Raw genomic sequence first — 18,682 nt, forward strand, 5'->3', positions numbered from 1 at the left:
TCAGAAAACAAACCATCTAGGAGGTAAAATAGGTAGTTTTCTGTCATGTTCGATTTACAAAACAAGGTAACAATTTTATATTGCTACCTTGTTTAAGTACGTTTCTATAAAAGAAATTTGTTGATCAGCACCTTATTTAATTTTTGCTTTACCTTTAAGAGCCCCAGTTCCATCAAGGTATTGCGGATCAACTTGTCCTTTTGCAATGTTAGATCCGTGGCAAGCAAAACATACAGCGTTGTTTGTAAATTTCTTTAATGAAGATCCTTTCACACTTACATCTTTCATATACGATTCTGCTTTTTCTTGAGACCAGCCTTTTCCGCCGTCTGCAACTGCCTTCGTATAATCTGCAACTTTATTTCCGACTGCATCCATCATAACGGTAGCATCGGTACCGTGTGCATAGTGACAAGCAGCACAACTTCTACCTTGGCTCGCGCTATTAGTTGTATGTGTGTAGGTGTCGTGAGTATGTGTTGCAGTGATTGGTGAACCTGTACTTGGTTTTCCAGGCATAGGATTAGAGCTGCTACCTACATTTCTCTTCGCAAAATAATCATCGTGACATGCTCCACAGAATTGAGAATAGTAGATTTTATCATTCACACCATTGTAACCAGCTAATCCCTTAGGGCCATTGGACTTTGTAATTTTCAGTCCGCCAGTACCTGTTAAAGCGTTAAGTTCCGCGTATTCTGGATCGTCTTGTAAATCAAGAGCAATCGTTTTTGTTCCTATTGGAGCAGATGTTTGTACACCATTAACTATAGATGTAGCAAATGCTTTACCTGCAACCGTTTCATTTAATAGTCTGTCATTTGCTGAACCGTGTGGGTTGTGACAGCTAGAACATTCTAACTCCGCAGTTGAATTATTTAGATATTTACCAGGAGCACTTCCGACTTTGATAGATGAATCAACATTATGCATGGATGAGCTTAAGTGTGAATCATCAAATGTACCTGCACCGCTTCCTTTCGTTACATCATAGAAGCCCATTGTGCCATCATGGCAAGACATACAAAGATCATATTCTCCTTCCTTCATTAACAACATTTCATCTTCCCCGTTGTGTGTACTGTGACAGTTTGCACAAGAGTTTGTGTTGTTTTGGAAGTTACCGTGTGTTTTGTGTGTACTTAGGTTACCATTGTTATCAATTTGACCAACATGGATTCCAGGTGCTGGGTTCGTTGGGGTTGGAGGAACTCCATCCTCTGCAAAGGCCACAGCACTGAATATGCCCAATAAAATAAGCATAACTACAGTTGATAAACCCAATCTAATCTTACTCATTTTTAAAACCTCCCAAATTTCTCTCTTTTTCTCTAATTTAATATAGAACTATAAAGGCTAAACTGAGATTTTCTTTTGTTTTCACCTCCTTTATCGAAAAGGGAATTAATAGAATACGGAGACCCTTTGATTTACTGTATCTGTTACAAATAAAGTATCTCGATCGTCAATATACAAACCATTCGGGAGATACAGCTTATCATTTTCGGTTCCCATTCCACCTAATTCAAATAAATGTTTTCCCTCTTTATCGAAGGCTGAGATATTGTGGGCAAGGTTGTTTACGACATATACATTTCCTTTTGAGTCCACAGCTACTCCTCTTGGATTTAGGAAAGTCGGATCCCCTTTGCCGTCTTCCGAACCGTTAATAATTTTGATAAACTTACCTTCTTTATCGAAAATTTGAACTCTATTATTCCCGGAATCTGTTACATATATTTGTTGATCACTATCAACTGCGACAGCATTTGGTGCGATGAATTTTCCTTCTTCCGCACCAGCTCCGCCTATTTCCATTACTTTCTTTCCATCTAAATTAAAAACAAATAATTTATTCGCCTTAATATCGGTGACATAAAGCTTACTATCGATTATTCGAAGTCCGCCCGGTGATTTAAGGACTTTCTTTTGATCATCAAAGTATTTAATGAACTTACCTTTTGAATTAAAAATAGAAATATTGCCATTGTACAAGTCTGCAACGTAAATGTTGCCATCTTTATCTCCAGCGATCCCATAAGGAAATTTAAATTCGCCTTTATTGGTTCCTTCTTTACCAAAATTGAATACAGAAGTACCAGACTGATCAAATACTTGTACCTGTTTGTTATTTGTATCACTCACATAAACGAATTCCCCAATTTTCACAACATCCATTGGTTTGTTAAGTGGTTTGTTAAACTCACCATATAATGAATTCGTGTACACAGGCGGTCCGCTCGGATCAACCTTTGCAACAATCGGTTTTAATGTCGACTCTAGATTTAAGAAATAGACTGCTGCAAAAAAGGCAACGGAAAGTGCGACAATGCTACTCATCAATATATAAACGGTTCTCTTTTTCAAAGTGGTCAGCTCCTTCTATTTGTTGTCTTTTCCCTTTGCAGCAATTCTCTCCAAGCCTTCGGACGCAGGTTTATAAAGAGGGTCATAGTTTAAAGCCTCTTTGAAAAATTTCTCTGCTTCTTTTTTGTTACCTTGATCTTCTTCCACTCTGCCAATTTCGGTAATGATATCTGTGTTGGTTGGCATTAACTTAAGGGCTTCTTTAAGTGATTTAGCAGCCTCGTCGTACATTTTTAAATTACGATATACCATACCTGATAACAAATGCGCTTTAAAATTACGTGGTCCTAATTCGACTGCTTTTTGTGCCTGCTTTAATGCATCGTTGTATCTTTCTTCATCAATATAGACAAGACCGAGATTGAAATAAGCTCCAAAGTATTTGCTGTCAAGGTCAGTTGCGACTTTCATCTGCTTAATCGCATTATCGTTATCACCTTTTAGAAAGTAGGTATAACCTAAATTGACTCGGTGCTCTGGATTATTCGGTTCAGAATCTACTAAAGTTTTATAGTAGTCTAGCTGCTCATCCATCCTTTCTTGACTTGCATTAGACCAGATATATTTGTCACTTATATAGTAGCCTCCACCCAAACTTACTAATAAAGTCGCGATTAGAAGCAATGCAGCCTGTAACTTTGTAAAATACTTTTTCTTCTCTTTCTTCCACTTCGTTCTTTCATTCTTTTCCGGTTCTGGATTGATCGGCAGCTCTCTAGCTTCCATTAGTATCCACCTCGAATTTCATTTGTTTTTTCGAAAAACCTCTGATAGACTTGTTCGAAATGTTAAGAACCCTATTAATCTCCAATCAAAGGTAGAGCTAAATCGTACACAACTACTTATGACACTTTTCACAGCTGACTTTTGCGTGGCAGGTATAGCATTTCGCCGATGGTTTAGACACTCCTTCTAACGAAATCGGATGGTTAACCTTCCAACTTGTCTTTTGACTATGTTTACTTGGATGACAGGAGGAGCAGGTAACTTGGTTTCCACCTGTTTCATTCGACCTTTTCACTTCATGGCATGCTTGACATGATTCTTGGTTTTTGTTAGCAGTTACACCATGGCTATCAAAGAAATTACTGTTATGGCTTGCTGGTCGTTTGCTATGGCAATCCTTACAAAAAGTATTCTCTTTGGCATAGTTATAATGATTCTTTTGTTTTACTTGATTATTATTAAGGAAACGATCAATAACTGATACATCTTCATAACCTTTTAGGGGTTCCTTTGACATATCACTATGACACTGATTACACTTCATTAGATTCTCTGCAGCTTGTTTCCCATGTGTTTTGGTTTTAAAATCCTCTGCTTTATGGCTTTTTGGAACCATCCCGGTTTTATGACACGCTGAACATTCAATGGTTACTTTACGTGCTTTATGACAATCAATACAGGTGTCCATATCCGGGCGGGTGAATTTTAAATCCGCCATCGCTGAGGTACCGGTTTTCGTGTCCCATTTTTCATAATCCGTTTGGAATGTCATTTTCCGGTCTGCGATTTTGCCGTGGGCCACACCGTTATGACATTGAATGCATTCAATATCTTTGTTTTGATGTTTATCATGGGGAATGATGATATCCCCAGATGCTGTGACTTCACGTTTAGATACATCATGACAGGACTCACACGCGCTATCGGGTATTTCCTTTGGCATTCTAATAGGAGCTGTGTAGGTTTGTGTCGCTTTTTTATACACCTGCATAAGTCCATTTGCTTTCGCCTTTGCATATTCTTCCGTACCTGTGCCTATGTGACACTTAACGCAATCCACTTCACTATGTGTGGACGCCTTCCACGTATAATACTCCGGCTTCATCTCATGGCATGAGGAGCAGAAACTCGAGCTCGAGGTAGTTTCTACTCCTATTAGTCCCAGTGAGAAAAAGACGACGATAAATAGCAGTGCTACTGTTAAATATTTATATACTTTGTAGCGAGTCCGTGGAGGGGAGGTCTGGTTCATGTGTTCTTCTTCCATTATTTTCCCTCCTCTTGAACATTTTCTTCTTATTTCTTATCATCTTTAAAGCCAGTTCTATGGCAGTATTGGCAGTAAACATCCGTTGGTGCTTTGGCATTGGTTGTGTCTGCTTTTGGTTTTTCACGATCATGACAAACGAAACATTCCTCTTTCATCTCTTTTGTTTTTGCTTTGTTAGCATGAGAAGTCAACCACTGATCGCTATCGCCGTGACTTCCAGGACGATCGGAGTGACAGGCACTACAGAATTTGTTCGTACGTGCTTGTTCTTTTGCAAGTGAAACGTTTGGTGTGTACTTCACCTTTTGATTTCCCATTTTAAGAAGGGAGACGATATCTTCTTTAGGAATTTCCCTTACCCATTTTGAATCTTGGTGACAATTCATACACTTATCTAGCTGTTGAATAGCAGTGCCGCCGTGATTATTGCCCCAATCTACATTTTTATGTGTTTTAGGAATTTCGGTTTGTTTGTGACAAGTTTCACATTCCATCGAAATCTTAACATCTTTCTTTTGCTTTCCGATTGCTTGTAAAATAATATCTTGTGTCTTTGCATTAGTTGCTGCTGCTACTGCTTCCGTTGTTTCGGCTTCTGAAGTTGCTTCTGTTGCAGTTTCTTTTGTTGCATCTTTATCGTTTTCTTCGAGCTTTTTCTCCACTTCTTCCGGATTAACCGGAACGTTATACGCTGGATCTTTCCAAGGCTTTTCGCCATTATTTACTTTGTCATGGCAGTCAATACAAGTACCCATGTTAGGTCTCAAGTATTTCTTTTCCATTAATTTTTCAGCACTTTCCTTTGTCCATTCGCCGCGAACTTCTTCAACGTTGATTCCTCGGGTTGCCATTTTCGCGTGGACTACACCGGCATGACAAGTAATACAAGGGATATCTTCTTCGATATGACCTTTGTGATTTACTTTTAAGTCTCCGGACGCTGTGACTAGGCGGTTTTTCGAGTGACATTGCAAGCAGTTTTCGTTTGAAACGGCTTCTTCTTCGGTTTGAACAATTTGCTCAGGTACACCAGTAACATGGTAGTATACTTCTTTCATCGACTTCATTTTGTGCGTAATCATGTTGGTGAAACCTGGCTTGATATGACACTGTACACAAGATATCTGATTATGAGCACTTGCAGTAAACGTTGAATATTCAGGTGCCATTTCATGACAGCTTGCACAGAATGTCGGTGAGTTGGTCATGGTTAGAACTCCATACCCTCCACCAAAAACAACGATACAACCCACAAGTGAAACAAACAGTAATTTCCACCTGTTAACTGGATTCTTCCAGTCAATCCCTCGAAACTTTTGCCATAATCTGCGAATCAGGCCCGTTTTTTTTCTATCTTCTCTACTTTCGGGATCTATATCTTTATTCTTTTTCCCCCAAATGGCCACTAGACTCACCCTTCCCATTTTGGATTCTATCTCTCTCTTTATTTTCCATAGTAACCTCTCTAAAGGTAGTATCTAACATTGTAAGAGTATATTCCAATGTACAATTTGTGAATAATTCCCCACACAAAACAAATGGGTATTTTCTACTAAAAACAACGCACAAATGTTGTTATTCCAGCAATATTTAATACTACGCAAATATTGTTTACTTTGCATACAACCGAATATTTATTCATTGTCCATACTTTTTATACAGTTTCCATTCTTTTTTTACTAGTTGAATCTCTAGTTGAGGTACATTCTCAAAATCACGTCATCAATCTGTCATATTTGACGAAAATTCGAACTTATCGAAGTAGTCCAAGCTGAAGTGTTTGACTTGGAAGGAAATATAATAGATGATTGTACGAATCTTGCTTCCCGCTATCATTGTTGTCACTGTATTGTGGAAATGGTAAGATATAAAAGGAAAATAGCGAATATTCTTGAATGGATTTTTTAAAATAGTGATTAGTCTCGATAAAAAGGAGCGTTCATCAGATATGGGGATTTTAGATAAAGTGTTTGATTTGAACAAGCGTGAGCTAAAGCGGCTAGACAAGCTTGCGGTGAAAATTGACGCACTGGCTGCGGAAACAGAAAGGTTGACCGATGACCAACTGCGCGAGAAAACGGAAGAGTTCAAATCTCGCTATCAAAACGGAGAATCATTAGATGATCTCTTGGTTGAAGCGTTTGCCGTTGTTCGTGAAGGTGCCAAGCGTGTCCTTGGTTTATATCCGTACCATGTTCAGTTAATGGGGGGGATTTCTCTTCATGAGGGGAACATTTCCGAGATGAAAACAGGGGAAGGTAAAACGTTAACTGCGACCATGCCAGTTTACTTGAACGCACTTTCTGGTCGAGGGGTTCACGTTGTTACTGTCAATGAATACTTAGCAAGCCGTGATGCTGCCGAAATGGGCGAATTATATCAATTCCTCGGTTTAACGGTTGGCTTAAATTTAAATAGTATGGATAAGGAAGAAAAACAAGCCGCATATGCCGCTGATATTACGTATGGTACGAATAACGAATTTGGTTTCGATTATTTGCGTGATAACATGGTCCTCTATAAGGAGCAAAAAGTACAGCGCCCACTTTTCTTCGGAGTCATTGACGAAGTTGACTCGATTTTAATTGATGAAGCGCGTACACCATTAATTATCTCAGGGTCGGCACAGAAATCGGCTGTCCTCTATATTCAAGCGAATGGCTTTGTTAAGATGCTTTCTAAAGAAACAGACTATACGTACGATGAAAAAACAAAAGGCGTTATGTTGACAGAGGAAGGAATTAGTAAAGCTGAAAAAGCTTTCGGCATTGATAACCTTTTCGACATGGCCCACGTCACCTTAAACCATCATATTAACCAAGCCTTAAAAGCAAATGTCAGCATGCATCTTGACGTTGACTATGTGGTCCAAGACGGCGAAATTGTCATCGTTGATCAGTTCACCGGCCGTTTAATGAAAGGGCGCCGATACAGCGAGGGCTTGCACCAGGCAATTGAGGCTAAAGAAGGGCTCGAAGTTCAAAACGAAAGCATGACCATGGCTACGATTACATTCCAAAACTACTTCCGGATGTATGAAAAATTAGCAGGGATGACCGGTACCGCAAAAACGGAAGAAGAAGAATTCCGTAACATTTATAACATGAATGTTATTGTTATTCCTACGAACCGACCAATTGCCCGTGATGACCGTCCTGATTTAATTTACTCTTCTATGAACGGTAAATTCCGTGCCGTTGTCGAGGATATTGCAGTGCGTCACCAGCTGGGACAGCCTGTACTTGTCGGGACGGTCGCGATTGAAACGTCTGAGCTCATCTCCAATTATTTAGTGAAAAAAGGGATTCGCCATAATGTGTTGAATGCGAAAAACCATGAACGTGAAGCGGAGATAATTGCTGAAGCTGGCCACAAAGGCGCTGTCACAATCGCAACGAACATGGCTGGTCGTGGTACGGACATTAAGCTCGGTGAAGGGGTATTAGAATTAGGAGGACTAGCCGTTATCGGAACGGAGCGACATGAAAGCCGACGGATCGATAATCAGCTGCGTGGACGTTCTGGCCGTCAAGGGGACCCGGGTATTACTCAGTTCTACTTATCCATGGAAGATGAACTGATGCGCCGCTTTGGATCAGATAATATGAAAGCAATGATGGAACGACTTGGCATGGATGATACACAGCCGATTCAGAGTAAGATGGTATCAAGAGCCGTTGAATCCGCGCAAAAACGTGTAGAGGGCAACAACTTTGATGCTCGTAAACAACTCTTGCAATATGATGATGTACTACGTCAGCAGCGTGAAATTATCTACAACCAGCGGGATGAAGTACTAGAGTCTGAAAATCTCCGTGATATCGTTCAAAAGATGATTTTAAACTCCATTGAGCGAAATGTTGATGCACATGCATCACGCCATGAGGATGAAGAAGAATGGAATCTCGAAGCCATCATCGATTTTGTGAATGCCTCTCTTCTCCATGAAGGTGACATCACAGTGGATGACTTGAAAGGAAAAGACCCGGAACAAATCCGTGATACGATTTTTGCAAAAGTGAAGGAACGTTATGATGAAAAAGAAGAGATTCTCTTACCTGAGCAAATGCGCGAATTTGAAAAGGTTATAACACTGCGTGCGGTTGATTCCAAGTGGATTGATCATATTGATGCAATGGATCAGCTTCGTCAAGGGATTCATTTACGAGCCTATGGGCAAATTGATCCGCTTCGAGAATATCAGCATGAAGGATTTGCGATGTTTGAAGCGATGGTTCAATCGATTGAGGATGAAGCGGCCATGTACATCATGAAGGCTGAGATCCGCAACAATCTTGAGCGCCAAGAGGTAGCAAAAGGGCAAGCAGTGAATCCAAAAGAAGACGGTGAAGCCGTTAAGAAAAAGCCAAAAGTAAAGCAAATTGATGTAGGCCGTAATGATCCATGTGTTTGTGGCAGCGGCAAGAAATACAAAAACTGCTGCGGGGCAGGAAAATAAGATTTTGTTTTGATGGGCCGGCGATTTATCGCTGGCTTTTTTGTTTTTGATTATAGGATTTGTAGATAAGTGGTGGAGATTTGTTGATATGTTCTGAAAATTGTGGATATCGTTCACAGAATTGTGAGTAAATTTCAATTGTCCTAGGTTATCCACATGGGGATAACTCTAGAAGGGACGTTTAACAAAAAACAAGTATGCATTTAGTATATATACATAAAAAAACGCCGCTCCGTGTAAGAGCAACGTTCTTCTTTAATCTATGTTTAATGTGCCTCGATTAAACCATAACGGCCGTCACGGCGCTTATAAACAACATTTGTACGATGTGTGTCTGCATTTGTGAACACATAGAAGCTATGGCCTAGCATGTTCATTTGCAGAATGGCTTCTTCACTGTCCATTGGTTTTAGGTCGAAGCGCTTTGTACGAACTAATTCTAATTCATCCTCATCTAAATCATGTACTTCCGTGTTTTCAGTTGTTGCAAATGTAATTGGAAAATCGCCCTTTTCGCGGAATTTGCGGTTTACCTTTGTCTTGTGCTTGCGAATTTGGCGTTCTAATTTGTCAGTTATCAAGTCAATCCCAGCATACATGTCAACATTTGTTTCTTCAGCACGAAGAACAAGTTGCGGCAGCGGAATTGTCACCTCTACTTTAGAAGTTTTATCTTGATTGAATCTTAGATTCACATTTACCTTTGCATCAGGTGCTTCTGTAAAATAGCGCTCCAATTTTGCGATTTTCTTTTCTACATACTCTCTAATTGCTGGAGTTACCTCAATGTTTTCACCACGAACGTTATAATTCATTTGTGGATTCCTCCTTTAGTTACGGCTATGTATTAACATTTCTATTTTACCCTATGATTATCCTGCTAAATCAGAACAAAAATTTTGTCGATTTATTGACAAAAGTAAAGGGAAGATAGTGACAAGATCTTGCACGACTTTTGAAATCAAATGGTAATAGCACTAAAATGAAAGGTTGTTTAATATTATTGTAATCTTTATGGGGATAACTATCTAGTAAGAAGCTTGCAACGAGTAAAAGGAATATTCCGACCGATTTGAAAGATTACGACCGAGCAAGTGTCAGCGATTGAACGCTGACTGCACCTGCCTCCTTCAATAGTTTAGCAGCATGCCTTAGTGTGGATCCTGTTGTATAGATATCGTCAATTAGGACAGCTTTTTTTCCTGTTGCATGAACATCAGGAAGAACCTGAAACACTTGCGGAAGATGGATTCGTTCTGACCGAGATTTTTTCGATTGCTTTTCAGAGTGGAAGCGACTAAGCATGGATGTAGGGGAAAAGCCTGCTACTGTTATTAGAGCCGTTGCCTGATTAAAGCCCCGTTCATATTGTCGTTCGTCACTTAATGGGATAGGCACCAGTAGGTCTGGAGATAATTCGCCTATCTTCCGCTTGAAAAGTTCCGAAAATATCTTTGCTAATGCATAATCACCGCGAAATTTAAACGTTGCGATTACTTCTTTTAAAAAATCATTATACAGGAAAAAGGAATGATTTTTCTCCAGGCTCCCTTGCCATTTTGGATCTTCCTCCCAACGAAAGCAATCATGACACACGTCCCCATTTCGAAATTGATCATTTACTTGTGAAAACGGCCGGCTGCATATTCGGCATTGGTCGCCGAGAATTTGTTCTAATTTCCCTTCACAAACAGGGCAAATGTGATGTTCCTTATCAATGGAGAAAATTGCTTGCCAGCTGATGCTTGGCATAATTACATCATGGCAAATTAGACAGCAGCTTTGATGGAATAGGGCCATTTTTAAACCTCCTTTTACTTGTCGAGTAATTCCCTTTTGATTCCTTCCCGGTTCATTGAGACGATTTGCTTTTTGGCCCTTATCATCTCTTCGGTTTTTCCATAATGAAAATAGGTCACTACCCCCTCTGGATAATCCTTGCTCCTCCCCGCCCTTCCAGCAATTTGGACAAGGGCACTTTCTGAAAAAACAGCATCTTCCGCACCTACCACTGCGACATCAATGTTGGGGAAGGTTACCCCCCGTTCAAGAATCGTCGTCGTCAAAAGCAACGGGATTTCTTTGGCCCGCATTCTTAGCACCTTTTCTTTACGGTCAGGGTCTTCGGCATGGACCGCTTCTACGGATGTATCCAATTGGCGTAAGATAAGGAGAGCTTTTTCCATTAAAGGGATATGAGGAAAAAACACTAGGGCTTGCTTGTTGGCATAAATCCGCTCAGCTATCCAGCGGAGGACGTTGGCCGGGAGCTTATTTTTTTGCAGCTGCTTTTGCCAATTGCCGCACCATTCAAACTTAGGGACCGGGAGCGGATGACGATGGAAACGTGCTGGGATTGTGGTAAATGCGCGTTTTCCAGTGCGGCATTCCCTTTGCCATTTTTGATTGGGTGTAGCAGTCAGGTAAATCATGGCGGAGGACGGTTTTCGGGCCTGGATGGCGGCATACTGAAGCGATTCCTCGACAGTATACGGAAAAGCATCGACCTCATCCAATATAATGGCATCAAATGCCTGGTAAAAGCGGAGCAGCTGGTGAGTGGTTGCAATGGTAAGGGGAGCATAGACATGGCGGTCCTTACTTCCACCGTAAAGGGATACAATCTTTATTTCAGGAAAGGCGGATTTCAGTCTGGGTGTGAGTTCTAAGACGACATCAGTCCGAGGCGTGGCAATGCAGATTCTCTTTTTAGCAGCAAGTGCCGCTTCAATTCCAGCGAAAAGAACCTCGGTTTTCCCTGCTCCGCATACGGCCCAGACTAAGTGTTCTTGATTGTGCAAAATAGCGGTGGTTACATGGTCCGATGCAACCTGTTGCCCCTTAGAGAGCGTCCCCTGCCAATGCTTGATGGTTGCGGGAAGTTTGGTGTCAGGCACCGGCCCACTCCAACCGATAAGAGCGGTGCACGCACTGATCCTTCCCATCATAATGCAATGGCGGCAATAGAGACAGGTTTCTCCACATCTTGAGCATGGGTAGGCAGCAAACCAGTGCGCCTCCTTGTTGCCGCAGCGGGCACAAACTGGCTTTTTCCCTTCATAGTAAATTCCACTCCGGTAGGTGATACAGCCATTTTCATAATGGCTCTGGATTTCTTCGAATGGAAATGGGATATCCTCAGGGAGGAGCTGTTTGCCGGTGAGAAGCTGCTGCAGGTCTGGATTGTAGGAGAATGTTGGATGGAGCGGCGGCTGAGGGATGCTGGATAGTTTAGAGATTGGGAGTGAGTCTTCTTGTATGGTCGCTGGTATTAATAGGTTGTTTTTAATGATAAAACGCACGGGGGCACCTTCTCTGGATTGAGATAATAAAGACGATCTTTTGTTTTCCCTGACTTTTTTAGATCCAGTTTATGAAGTAGTTTTTGTGTGGTATGAATGGTTGAGAGATGCAGGAAGCCTCTTGCCTCTTGGTTGGTGATTGTTGGCTTGTTGAGGTAGAAATAATGACTGAGGGTTCTTAGAATGACATTCTTCGAGATCATATGACAGGCAGGGCAGATCCAGACCCCTCTTTTGTAATTCATCGGAATATAATTGCATTCGTTATTCGGGCAGCAAACACCACTGCGTATATCCTTTTCTGTTAGATTGTATTCTTTTAGAATGTCAATTGGTTTTGGGCTGTGTTGGCTAAGGAGCAGGTTGCCGATTTGGGACATGGTCTCAATATCGATTCGTTCATGCTTATATCGTTGGTCCATGCCATCAATCTTATTAAAGATGTCTCTTCCTTTGCATATTTTAGAAAAATCCATTTTGTCTCCAGAATTTGTTTTCAAAATGGTACTTGTACTTTTGAAAAAAATTAGAGTGTCAACAGGGAGTAAATGGCAATGGTTTTTGATCAGCCAATTACTTAGGAGTGATTGAAGTCGTTGACATTGAACACGCGGGTCCTCAAAGGATTCTTCTGTTCCATCTTCATTTTTTCGGATGAGTTGTTTAAAGGTATTATCGAATGTCAATGTGCCTGCTATATTTTTGGCTTCAATAATCAGGATGTATTTTTGCGAAAGTAGAAGGGTATCGATCTGGAAGTGTATGCTATTGTATTGGAGTTGGAGGTCATGGAAGATGAGGTATATATCTTGTGGAAGTTCTTTAACGTAGTTTACTAAGGCAACTTCGCCCCAATAACCAGCCCATCGTTTGGCTAGGTCCTTTTCAATTTCTTGATATTTTCTATGGCCGATAATGAGACGTAGTTTTAGGATTTCTGTTAAAAATAGTCTTTGGGGTGGGGTTAAATCTTTCATGATCAAGTTAATCGTCAGCTCCCTTACCTTTTTTGAGAAATTTCTACAAAGTTTGTATTAATTCCTGCTTAATCGTGGGAATTTTTTATGGATATGTGTCAGTTTGATGTCTTTTCTATTGTGGCTGGAAGGATTTCGCCAGATTGGACCTGGATTTCGCCGACTATAGGTGTTATTTCGCCAAACTAGGGATGGATTTCGCCGTCCTCCGAGCTTATTTCGCCGAATACTCTATTGATTTCGCCATACCCCATTTTGATTACCTATTTCAAAGATTTCGAGTCACATTCTCAGACTCGTTTTTTAGGATTGCTCTCGTGGCGGGGGATTTCGCCAGATTGGACCTGGATTTCGCCGACTATAGGTGTTATTTCGCCAAACTGGGGAGGGATTTCGCCGACCCCCGAGCTTATTTCGCCGAATCCTCAATTGATTTCGCCAAACCCCATTTTAATACTTTTCAAAACCCATTCCTCCACCACCCCCAAAACTAAAAACCATTCCGGCCCAAAGGACGGAATGGCAACTAACTTACTAATTTACTAATTTACTAACTTGCTTACCTATCTAATTTTTTCATCCAGCCCAGGCCCATGGCTCCTTCGCCGAGATGGGTACCGATGACGGCGCCGAAGTAACTGATTGTAAATTCGACATTAGGATACGCGGCTGCCAGCTCGTCGCGCCATTCCCTGGCTTCTTCCTCACGATTGGCGTGGATAATGACGGCTTGATAGCTGTTACCACTGGACGCATCCTCATCAAGAAGGTCAACGATTCGTTTCATCGCTTTCTTACGGGTGCGGATTTTTTCAAATGGAACAATGACTTTGTTTTCAAAATGAAGCAGTGGTTTCACTTGAAGAATGCTGCCGATAAAGGCCTGGGCACTCGAGAGACGCCCCCCTCGTTGCAAATGAGCTAAATCGTCCACCATGAAATAGGCACGGGCCGTCATTTTTAATGCTTCTAAATGAGCCACAATCGTTCCTGGATCCTCGCCCTCAGAAGCCAATTTTGCTGCCTCTATTGCATAAAACCCCTGCACCATGCAGCTGATTTCAGAGTCATAGGGGTGCACTGCAATGCCCTCTACCATCGAACTGGCCGCGACTGCCCCTTGAAAGGTGCCGCTGATACCACTGGAAAGATGGATGCTAATGACCGCATCATACTCCTTTGCAAGGCTCTCAAAAAGCTCAACAAACTGGCCGATGGGTGGCTGGGAGGTGGTTGGCAGCTCTTTCATCTTAACCTCTTCGTAAAACTGCCTCCAAGTAATATCCACTTCTTCGTGGTAAACCTCGTTACCAAAGATGACATGTAACGGGATCATATGTATATTCCATTTATCGCGTAGATCCTTTGGGATGTACGCAGTGCTATCCGTGACGACGGCTGTCTTCATAAAAAATACCATCCTTATCTTTTTAACTCTATATGGTATTTTATATGAAATTTGGAGAAATTGCATTAATTCCCCAAATAAAAAGGACATGCTCTTCAGCATGCCCCAAATTAACTCTACTTACTTAACCTCGACCCAGCCATTCTTAATGGCGACAACAACAGCTTGGGTGCGGTCATTGACGTTCATTTTTTGTAAAATGTTGGAGACGTGGTTTTTAACTGTTTTTTCACTGATGAATAAAGCTTCGCCAATACCACGGTTGCTTTTACCATCGGCAAGCATTTGAAGTACTTCACATTCACGGCGTGTCAATAAATGCAATGGACGGCGAATTTCCATTGTTTGGAGGTAAGCCCCGCCACTGCGGGCGACACCCGCTGCCAGCTTGCGGTACTCGTTGACTAAATTATGAGTAACCTTCGGATGTAAATATGATCCGCCGTCAGCGACAACTTTGACCGCTTCAATTAAGGCATCTGCATCCATCTCTTTTAATAAGTAACCAATGGCCCCGGTTTGTAAGGCATGGGTCACATAGTTCTCATCATCGTGAATGGATAAGATAATAATCTTCGTGTCAGGGTATTTGTCGACCAATTCACGCGTAGCTTCGACACCATTCACTTGTGGCATATTGATATCCATAATCACCACATTAGGTTGGAATTCTTCTACTAATCTTAATGCTTCGCTGCCATCCTCACCTTCTGCGACTACTTGGAACGATTTTTCAAACTCTAGTATTCTTTTAACGCCTTCTCTAAATAGTTGGTGATCGTCTATAATGACAATTTTGGTAGTCAATTTTAACGCCTCCTAAGCCTTCTAATTTCGAAATTTTCTCCATTGACGGTAGGTTCATAGTTTTCTAGTTAATTAGTGGGACTCGAATCAGCACAGCGGTCCCCTTACCTATTTTTGAATCAAAGGTAAGCTCACCTTCAAGCAGGTCGACCCGTTCTCGCATTCCAATCATGCCAAATGACTCAGGTTTCTTTTCTGTGATATCAAAACCGATACCATTGTCCTTAATTAAGACGGTAATGGATGCATTGGTTATTTCTAACCGTACTTTGATTTCACAGGCATTAGCATGTTTTAATGCATTTTGCACTGATTCCTGTATCATCCGAAAGAGCGCGACTTCATACTTAGTCGGAAGCCTGCGTTCTAGTCCGATATTCACAAAATCAATTTTTGATTGGTTATGATATTCTTCGATGGTTCGCAAGTATTTTCTGAGGGTAGGGACGAGACCTAAATCATCTAATGCCATCGGACGAAGGTCATAGATAATTCGCCGGACTTCATAAAGTGCCGAACGAACCATTTTTTTAAAGCTGCTAACCTCAGAAAAAGCCTCATCCGCGCCTTTTTCCCTATAGACACGTTCAATTAAATCCGAACGCATAATTACATTGGCAAGCATTTGGGCGGGGCCATCGTGAATATCCCTTGAAAGCCGTTTGCGTTCCTCTTCTTGTGCTTCAATGATCTTTAATCCAAAATCTTGCTTGGCTTTGGCATGTTCAAGTACCTCGCCAACCTGCTTCAGATCACTGGTCAAGTAATTCATTACGACTGAAATTTGCGATATCAACTGGTCGGCACGATCAATCGTTTCGTCCAACCCTACTAGACGATTTTCAAGGTCGGATCTTTTATCCAAAAGCTGCTTTTTGTATTGCCAATTAATGGATAGGTCCATTTGGAGTTGATGGGCTTTTTCATAGGCATCACGGACCTCTTCTTCAGAGTAATTTTTAAAATTCATACTGACTTCTGACAGCATGCTCCGCGCTTCAAGGACCTGTTTTTCAAGTTCCTCGCCTTCATTTGTGAGTTTTACCATCATCTGCTTAATATTATCTAATTCATTGATCATATTTTCATAATCCTGACGGCATTGTTCACCGATCTGGAAGATGTCAGTTTTACTGCAAGTAACGGTTTTAATCATTTCTTCACGAATTTCATCAATTGATTTCATATTGATTTGCTTAATCTTCATACCCATTCCTCCGATAAGAAAAGCAATAAGCGCTTGGACGCTATCGTTAAACAATATTTTAATTTCAAACAAATGAATTCATTATCTTTGGATTTTTACCTACATACCTTGTAACATATAATACATTGGTTTGATTCAATTTGCTATTCTTAACATACACGTTACCATTAATTTCAGTAAATAGTAGTAGTATAATAGGAGTGCCACTATTTCCCCATAACACAGGTATTTACTACTTTTATCTGTTTTATTATAACATGTATATTTTACTGCCATATTAAAGTTATATTACACCATTATGAAATTTAGGAAGGAGTGCACTGAATGCTGCCTCGATATCATACAGTCAAAAAAGCTGGTGAACATGAAATTATTATTCAAAAATCACGATTTATTGCCCACGTCAAAAGAACGGAAACTGAATTGGAAGCACAAGAATTCATTCAAGCCTTGAAAAAAAAGTATTGGGATGCCACCCATAACTGTTCTGCCTATCTCATTGGTGAGAATGATCAAATTCAAAAAGCCAATGATGATGGAGAACCAAGCGGTACAGCTGGCGTGCCGATTCTTGAGGTTTTGAAAAAAAGAAAACTAAAGGATACTGCCGTGGTCGTTACCCGTTATTTTGGCGGAATCAAATTAGGGGCCGGCGGTCTAATCCGTGCTTATGGGAAATCTACTTCGGAAGGACTAGATGCTGTCGGAATCGTCGAAAGAAAGTTGATGCAGGTCTTCCATATTACAATTGATTATTCTTGGCTTGGAAAGATTGAAAACGAATTAAGATCGTCCATTTATATTCTTAAGAATATTCAGTACCAAGAAAAGGTCGAATTTGAAGTATTTGTGGAAGAGGAACAGCAGCAGACATTTATAGACTGGATGACTGAATTAACAAATGGACAGGCCGAAATGGCAAAAGGAGAAATGACCTATCTAGAAACCGATATTTAGGCTTTCTCTGCTTTCACTTTGTCCAAATGAAGGAAATTTAAATTTACAAAAAATTTCATTTTACCAATCTCTATAAATATTATAAAATAGAATAGATTTTCAACAAAAGCTGACATTTTTCTACTTTATACTAGGAGGCAATCTATGTCTATAAATAGACAGGTTTATAAAAATAAGAAAAAAGGTAAGAAAAAACGAAAACGAATTTTGTTATGGATTATCATGCCAATTCTATTATTGATTATCGGTGCAACAGCATACGGCGGATTTCTATATAACAAAGCAGAATCTGTTATGAATAAATCCTACAAGCCGATTGAGCGCGATACAAAGGCAGCAAAAGCCAATGTTAAACTTGAAAATACATCGATCTTATTTATTGGTGTAGATGACAGTGAAAAACGAAAGGCGAGCGGCAGTTCCCGTTCCGATGCGTTAATGCTGGCTACTTTTAATAAAGAAGATAAATCTATTAAACTATTAAGTATCCCACGTGATTCCTATGTTCATATTCCTGAGAAGGATATATATACTAAAATTAATCACGCCCACGCGTACGGCGGCGTAAAACTGACGCTTGAAACAGTCGAAGAATTACTTGATGTTCCTGTCGATTATTATGTGAAAATGAACTTTAACGCGTTTATTGATGTCATTGATGCTCTTGATGGTGTCAAAATAGATGTCCCGTTCACCTTTTCTGAACAGGATTCCAAGGACCATGCCAAAGCTATTACCTTGAAAAAAGGTTTACAAGAACTAGATGGTGAAGAAGCTCTGGCATTTGCACGTACCAGAAAAATTGATAATGATATTCAAAGAGGTCTTCGCCAGCAGCAAATCTTTAAGGCGATTCTCGCCAAAGGTGCTTCCCTTAAGTCCATTACCAATTACACCGATGTCATGGAAGCGGTCGGGAAAAACATGTCGACAGACTTGACGTTTGATCAAATGAAATCATTTATCAGCTATGTCCAGGCTGGATCTGGAATTGATGTTGAATCGATGTCACTAAAAGGATCTGACTCTTATATTGATCGTGTATATTATTATCAACTTGACGAAGCAGCTTTAGAAGAAACAAAAGCTAAACTGAAAGCACAACTAAACTCAACAACAACAGCAAGTACAACAGAAACAGAAACAGAAACAGAAACAGAATAAACCAAAGAACCCGGATTTTTAAAGAATCCGGGTTCTAT

Annotated in this window: 15 protein-coding genes; 3 read left to right on the forward strand and 12 right to left on the reverse strand. The window is 40.6% G+C overall.

The annotated features are described in order from the left end of the window. Positions 1-132: 132 nt before the first annotated feature. The 5 genes from ACE198_RS08880 to ACE198_RS08900 form a co-directional block, all read right to left on the reverse strand. Complete coding sequence (locus tag ACE198_RS08880; protein ID WP_375375261.1) at positions 133-1,299, reverse strand: cytochrome c3 family protein; 1,167 nt, start codon at positions 1,297-1,299, stop codon at positions 133-135. 105 nt (positions 1,300-1,404) lie between these two features. Continuing rightward, entirely contained in the window at positions 1,405-2,367 is a 963-nt protein-coding gene (locus tag ACE198_RS08885) for a 6-bladed beta-propeller (RefSeq protein WP_375375262.1), read from the reverse strand. A gap of 15 nt (positions 2,368-2,382) precedes the next feature. After that, positions 2,383-3,093 carry a tetratricopeptide repeat protein gene (locus ACE198_RS08890; protein ID WP_375375263.1) on the reverse strand — a complete coding sequence of 237 codons (711 nt, stop codon included), beginning with the start codon at positions 3,091-3,093 and terminating at the stop codon, positions 2,383-2,385. 112 nt (positions 3,094-3,205) lie between these two features. After that, a complete protein-coding gene (locus tag ACE198_RS08895) occupies positions 3,206-4,360 on the reverse strand; it encodes a NapC/NirT family cytochrome c (protein ID WP_375375264.1) in 1,155 nt (384 codons plus the stop codon). Positions 4,361-4,389: 29 nt separating this feature from the next. Beyond that, positions 4,390-5,787 (reverse strand): cytochrome c3 family protein, encoded by a 1,398-nt coding sequence (locus ACE198_RS08900; RefSeq protein ID WP_375375265.1) that lies wholly within the window; start codon positions 5,785-5,787, stop codon positions 4,390-4,392. Between the two features lie 524 nt (positions 5,788-6,311). On the opposite strand from ACE198_RS08900, the gene secA reads away from it, so the two are divergent. After that, positions 6,312-8,822: a preprotein translocase subunit SecA gene (gene secA, locus ACE198_RS08905; RefSeq protein WP_375375266.1), complete on the forward strand. Its 2,511-nt coding sequence runs from the start codon at positions 6,312-6,314 to the stop codon at positions 8,820-8,822. A gap of 266 nt (positions 8,823-9,088) precedes the next feature. On the opposite strand, the gene hpf is transcribed toward secA, so the two are convergent. The 7 genes from hpf to ACE198_RS08940 form a co-directional block, all read right to left on the reverse strand. Further along, a complete protein-coding gene (hpf, locus tag ACE198_RS08910; protein WP_098576383.1) occupies positions 9,089-9,637 on the reverse strand; it encodes a ribosome hibernation-promoting factor, HPF/YfiA family in 549 nt (182 codons plus the stop codon). 265 nt (positions 9,638-9,902) lie between these two features. Continuing rightward, positions 9,903-10,622 (reverse strand): ComFC family protein, encoded by a 720-nt coding sequence (locus tag ACE198_RS08915; protein WP_375375267.1) that lies wholly within the window; start codon positions 10,620-10,622, stop codon positions 9,903-9,905. Positions 10,623-10,636: 14 nt separating this feature from the next. After that, the gene (locus ACE198_RS08920) at positions 10,637-12,124 is read right to left on the reverse strand and encodes an ATP-dependent helicase ComFA (protein ID WP_375375268.1); all 1,488 of its coding nucleotides are present in this window, start codon (positions 12,122-12,124) and stop codon (positions 10,637-10,639) included. Then, positions 12,094-13,101 (reverse strand): nuclease-related domain-containing protein, encoded by a 1,008-nt coding sequence (locus ACE198_RS08925; protein ID WP_375375305.1) that lies wholly within the window; start codon positions 13,099-13,101, stop codon positions 12,094-12,096. The genes ACE198_RS08920 and ACE198_RS08925 overlap by 31 nt, the downstream gene beginning before the upstream one ends. A 559-nt stretch (positions 13,102-13,660) precedes the next feature. Beyond that, entirely contained in the window at positions 13,661-14,509 is an 849-nt protein-coding gene (locus tag ACE198_RS08930) for a DegV family protein (protein ID WP_251458240.1), read from the reverse strand. A gap of 120 nt (positions 14,510-14,629) precedes the next feature. Next, complete coding sequence (locus ACE198_RS08935; protein WP_375375269.1) at positions 14,630-15,316, reverse strand: response regulator; 687 nt, start codon at positions 15,314-15,316, stop codon at positions 14,630-14,632. 64 nt (positions 15,317-15,380) lie between these two features. Further along, positions 15,381-16,523, reverse strand: a complete 1,143-nt coding sequence (locus tag ACE198_RS08940; protein ID WP_375375270.1) for a sensor histidine kinase — start codon at positions 16,521-16,523, stop codon at positions 15,381-15,383. A gap of 324 nt (positions 16,524-16,847) precedes the next feature. Here ACE198_RS08940 and ACE198_RS08945 point away from each other — a divergent pair, with 324 nt between their 5' ends. Both ACE198_RS08945 and ACE198_RS08950 read left to right on the forward strand, forming a co-directional pair. Beyond that, positions 16,848-17,480: a YigZ family protein gene (locus ACE198_RS08945; RefSeq protein WP_375375271.1), complete on the forward strand. Its 633-nt coding sequence runs from the start codon at positions 16,848-16,850 to the stop codon at positions 17,478-17,480. 144 nt (positions 17,481-17,624) lie between these two features. Continuing rightward, a complete protein-coding gene (locus ACE198_RS08950; RefSeq protein WP_375375272.1) occupies positions 17,625-18,644 on the forward strand; it encodes an LCP family protein in 1,020 nt (339 codons plus the stop codon). The last annotated feature ends 38 nt before the right edge of the window (positions 18,645-18,682 follow it).

This window comes from Neobacillus sp. KR4-4, assembly GCF_042136325.1.
Lineage (GTDB): Bacteria > Bacillota > Bacilli > Bacillales > Cytobacillaceae > Neobacillus.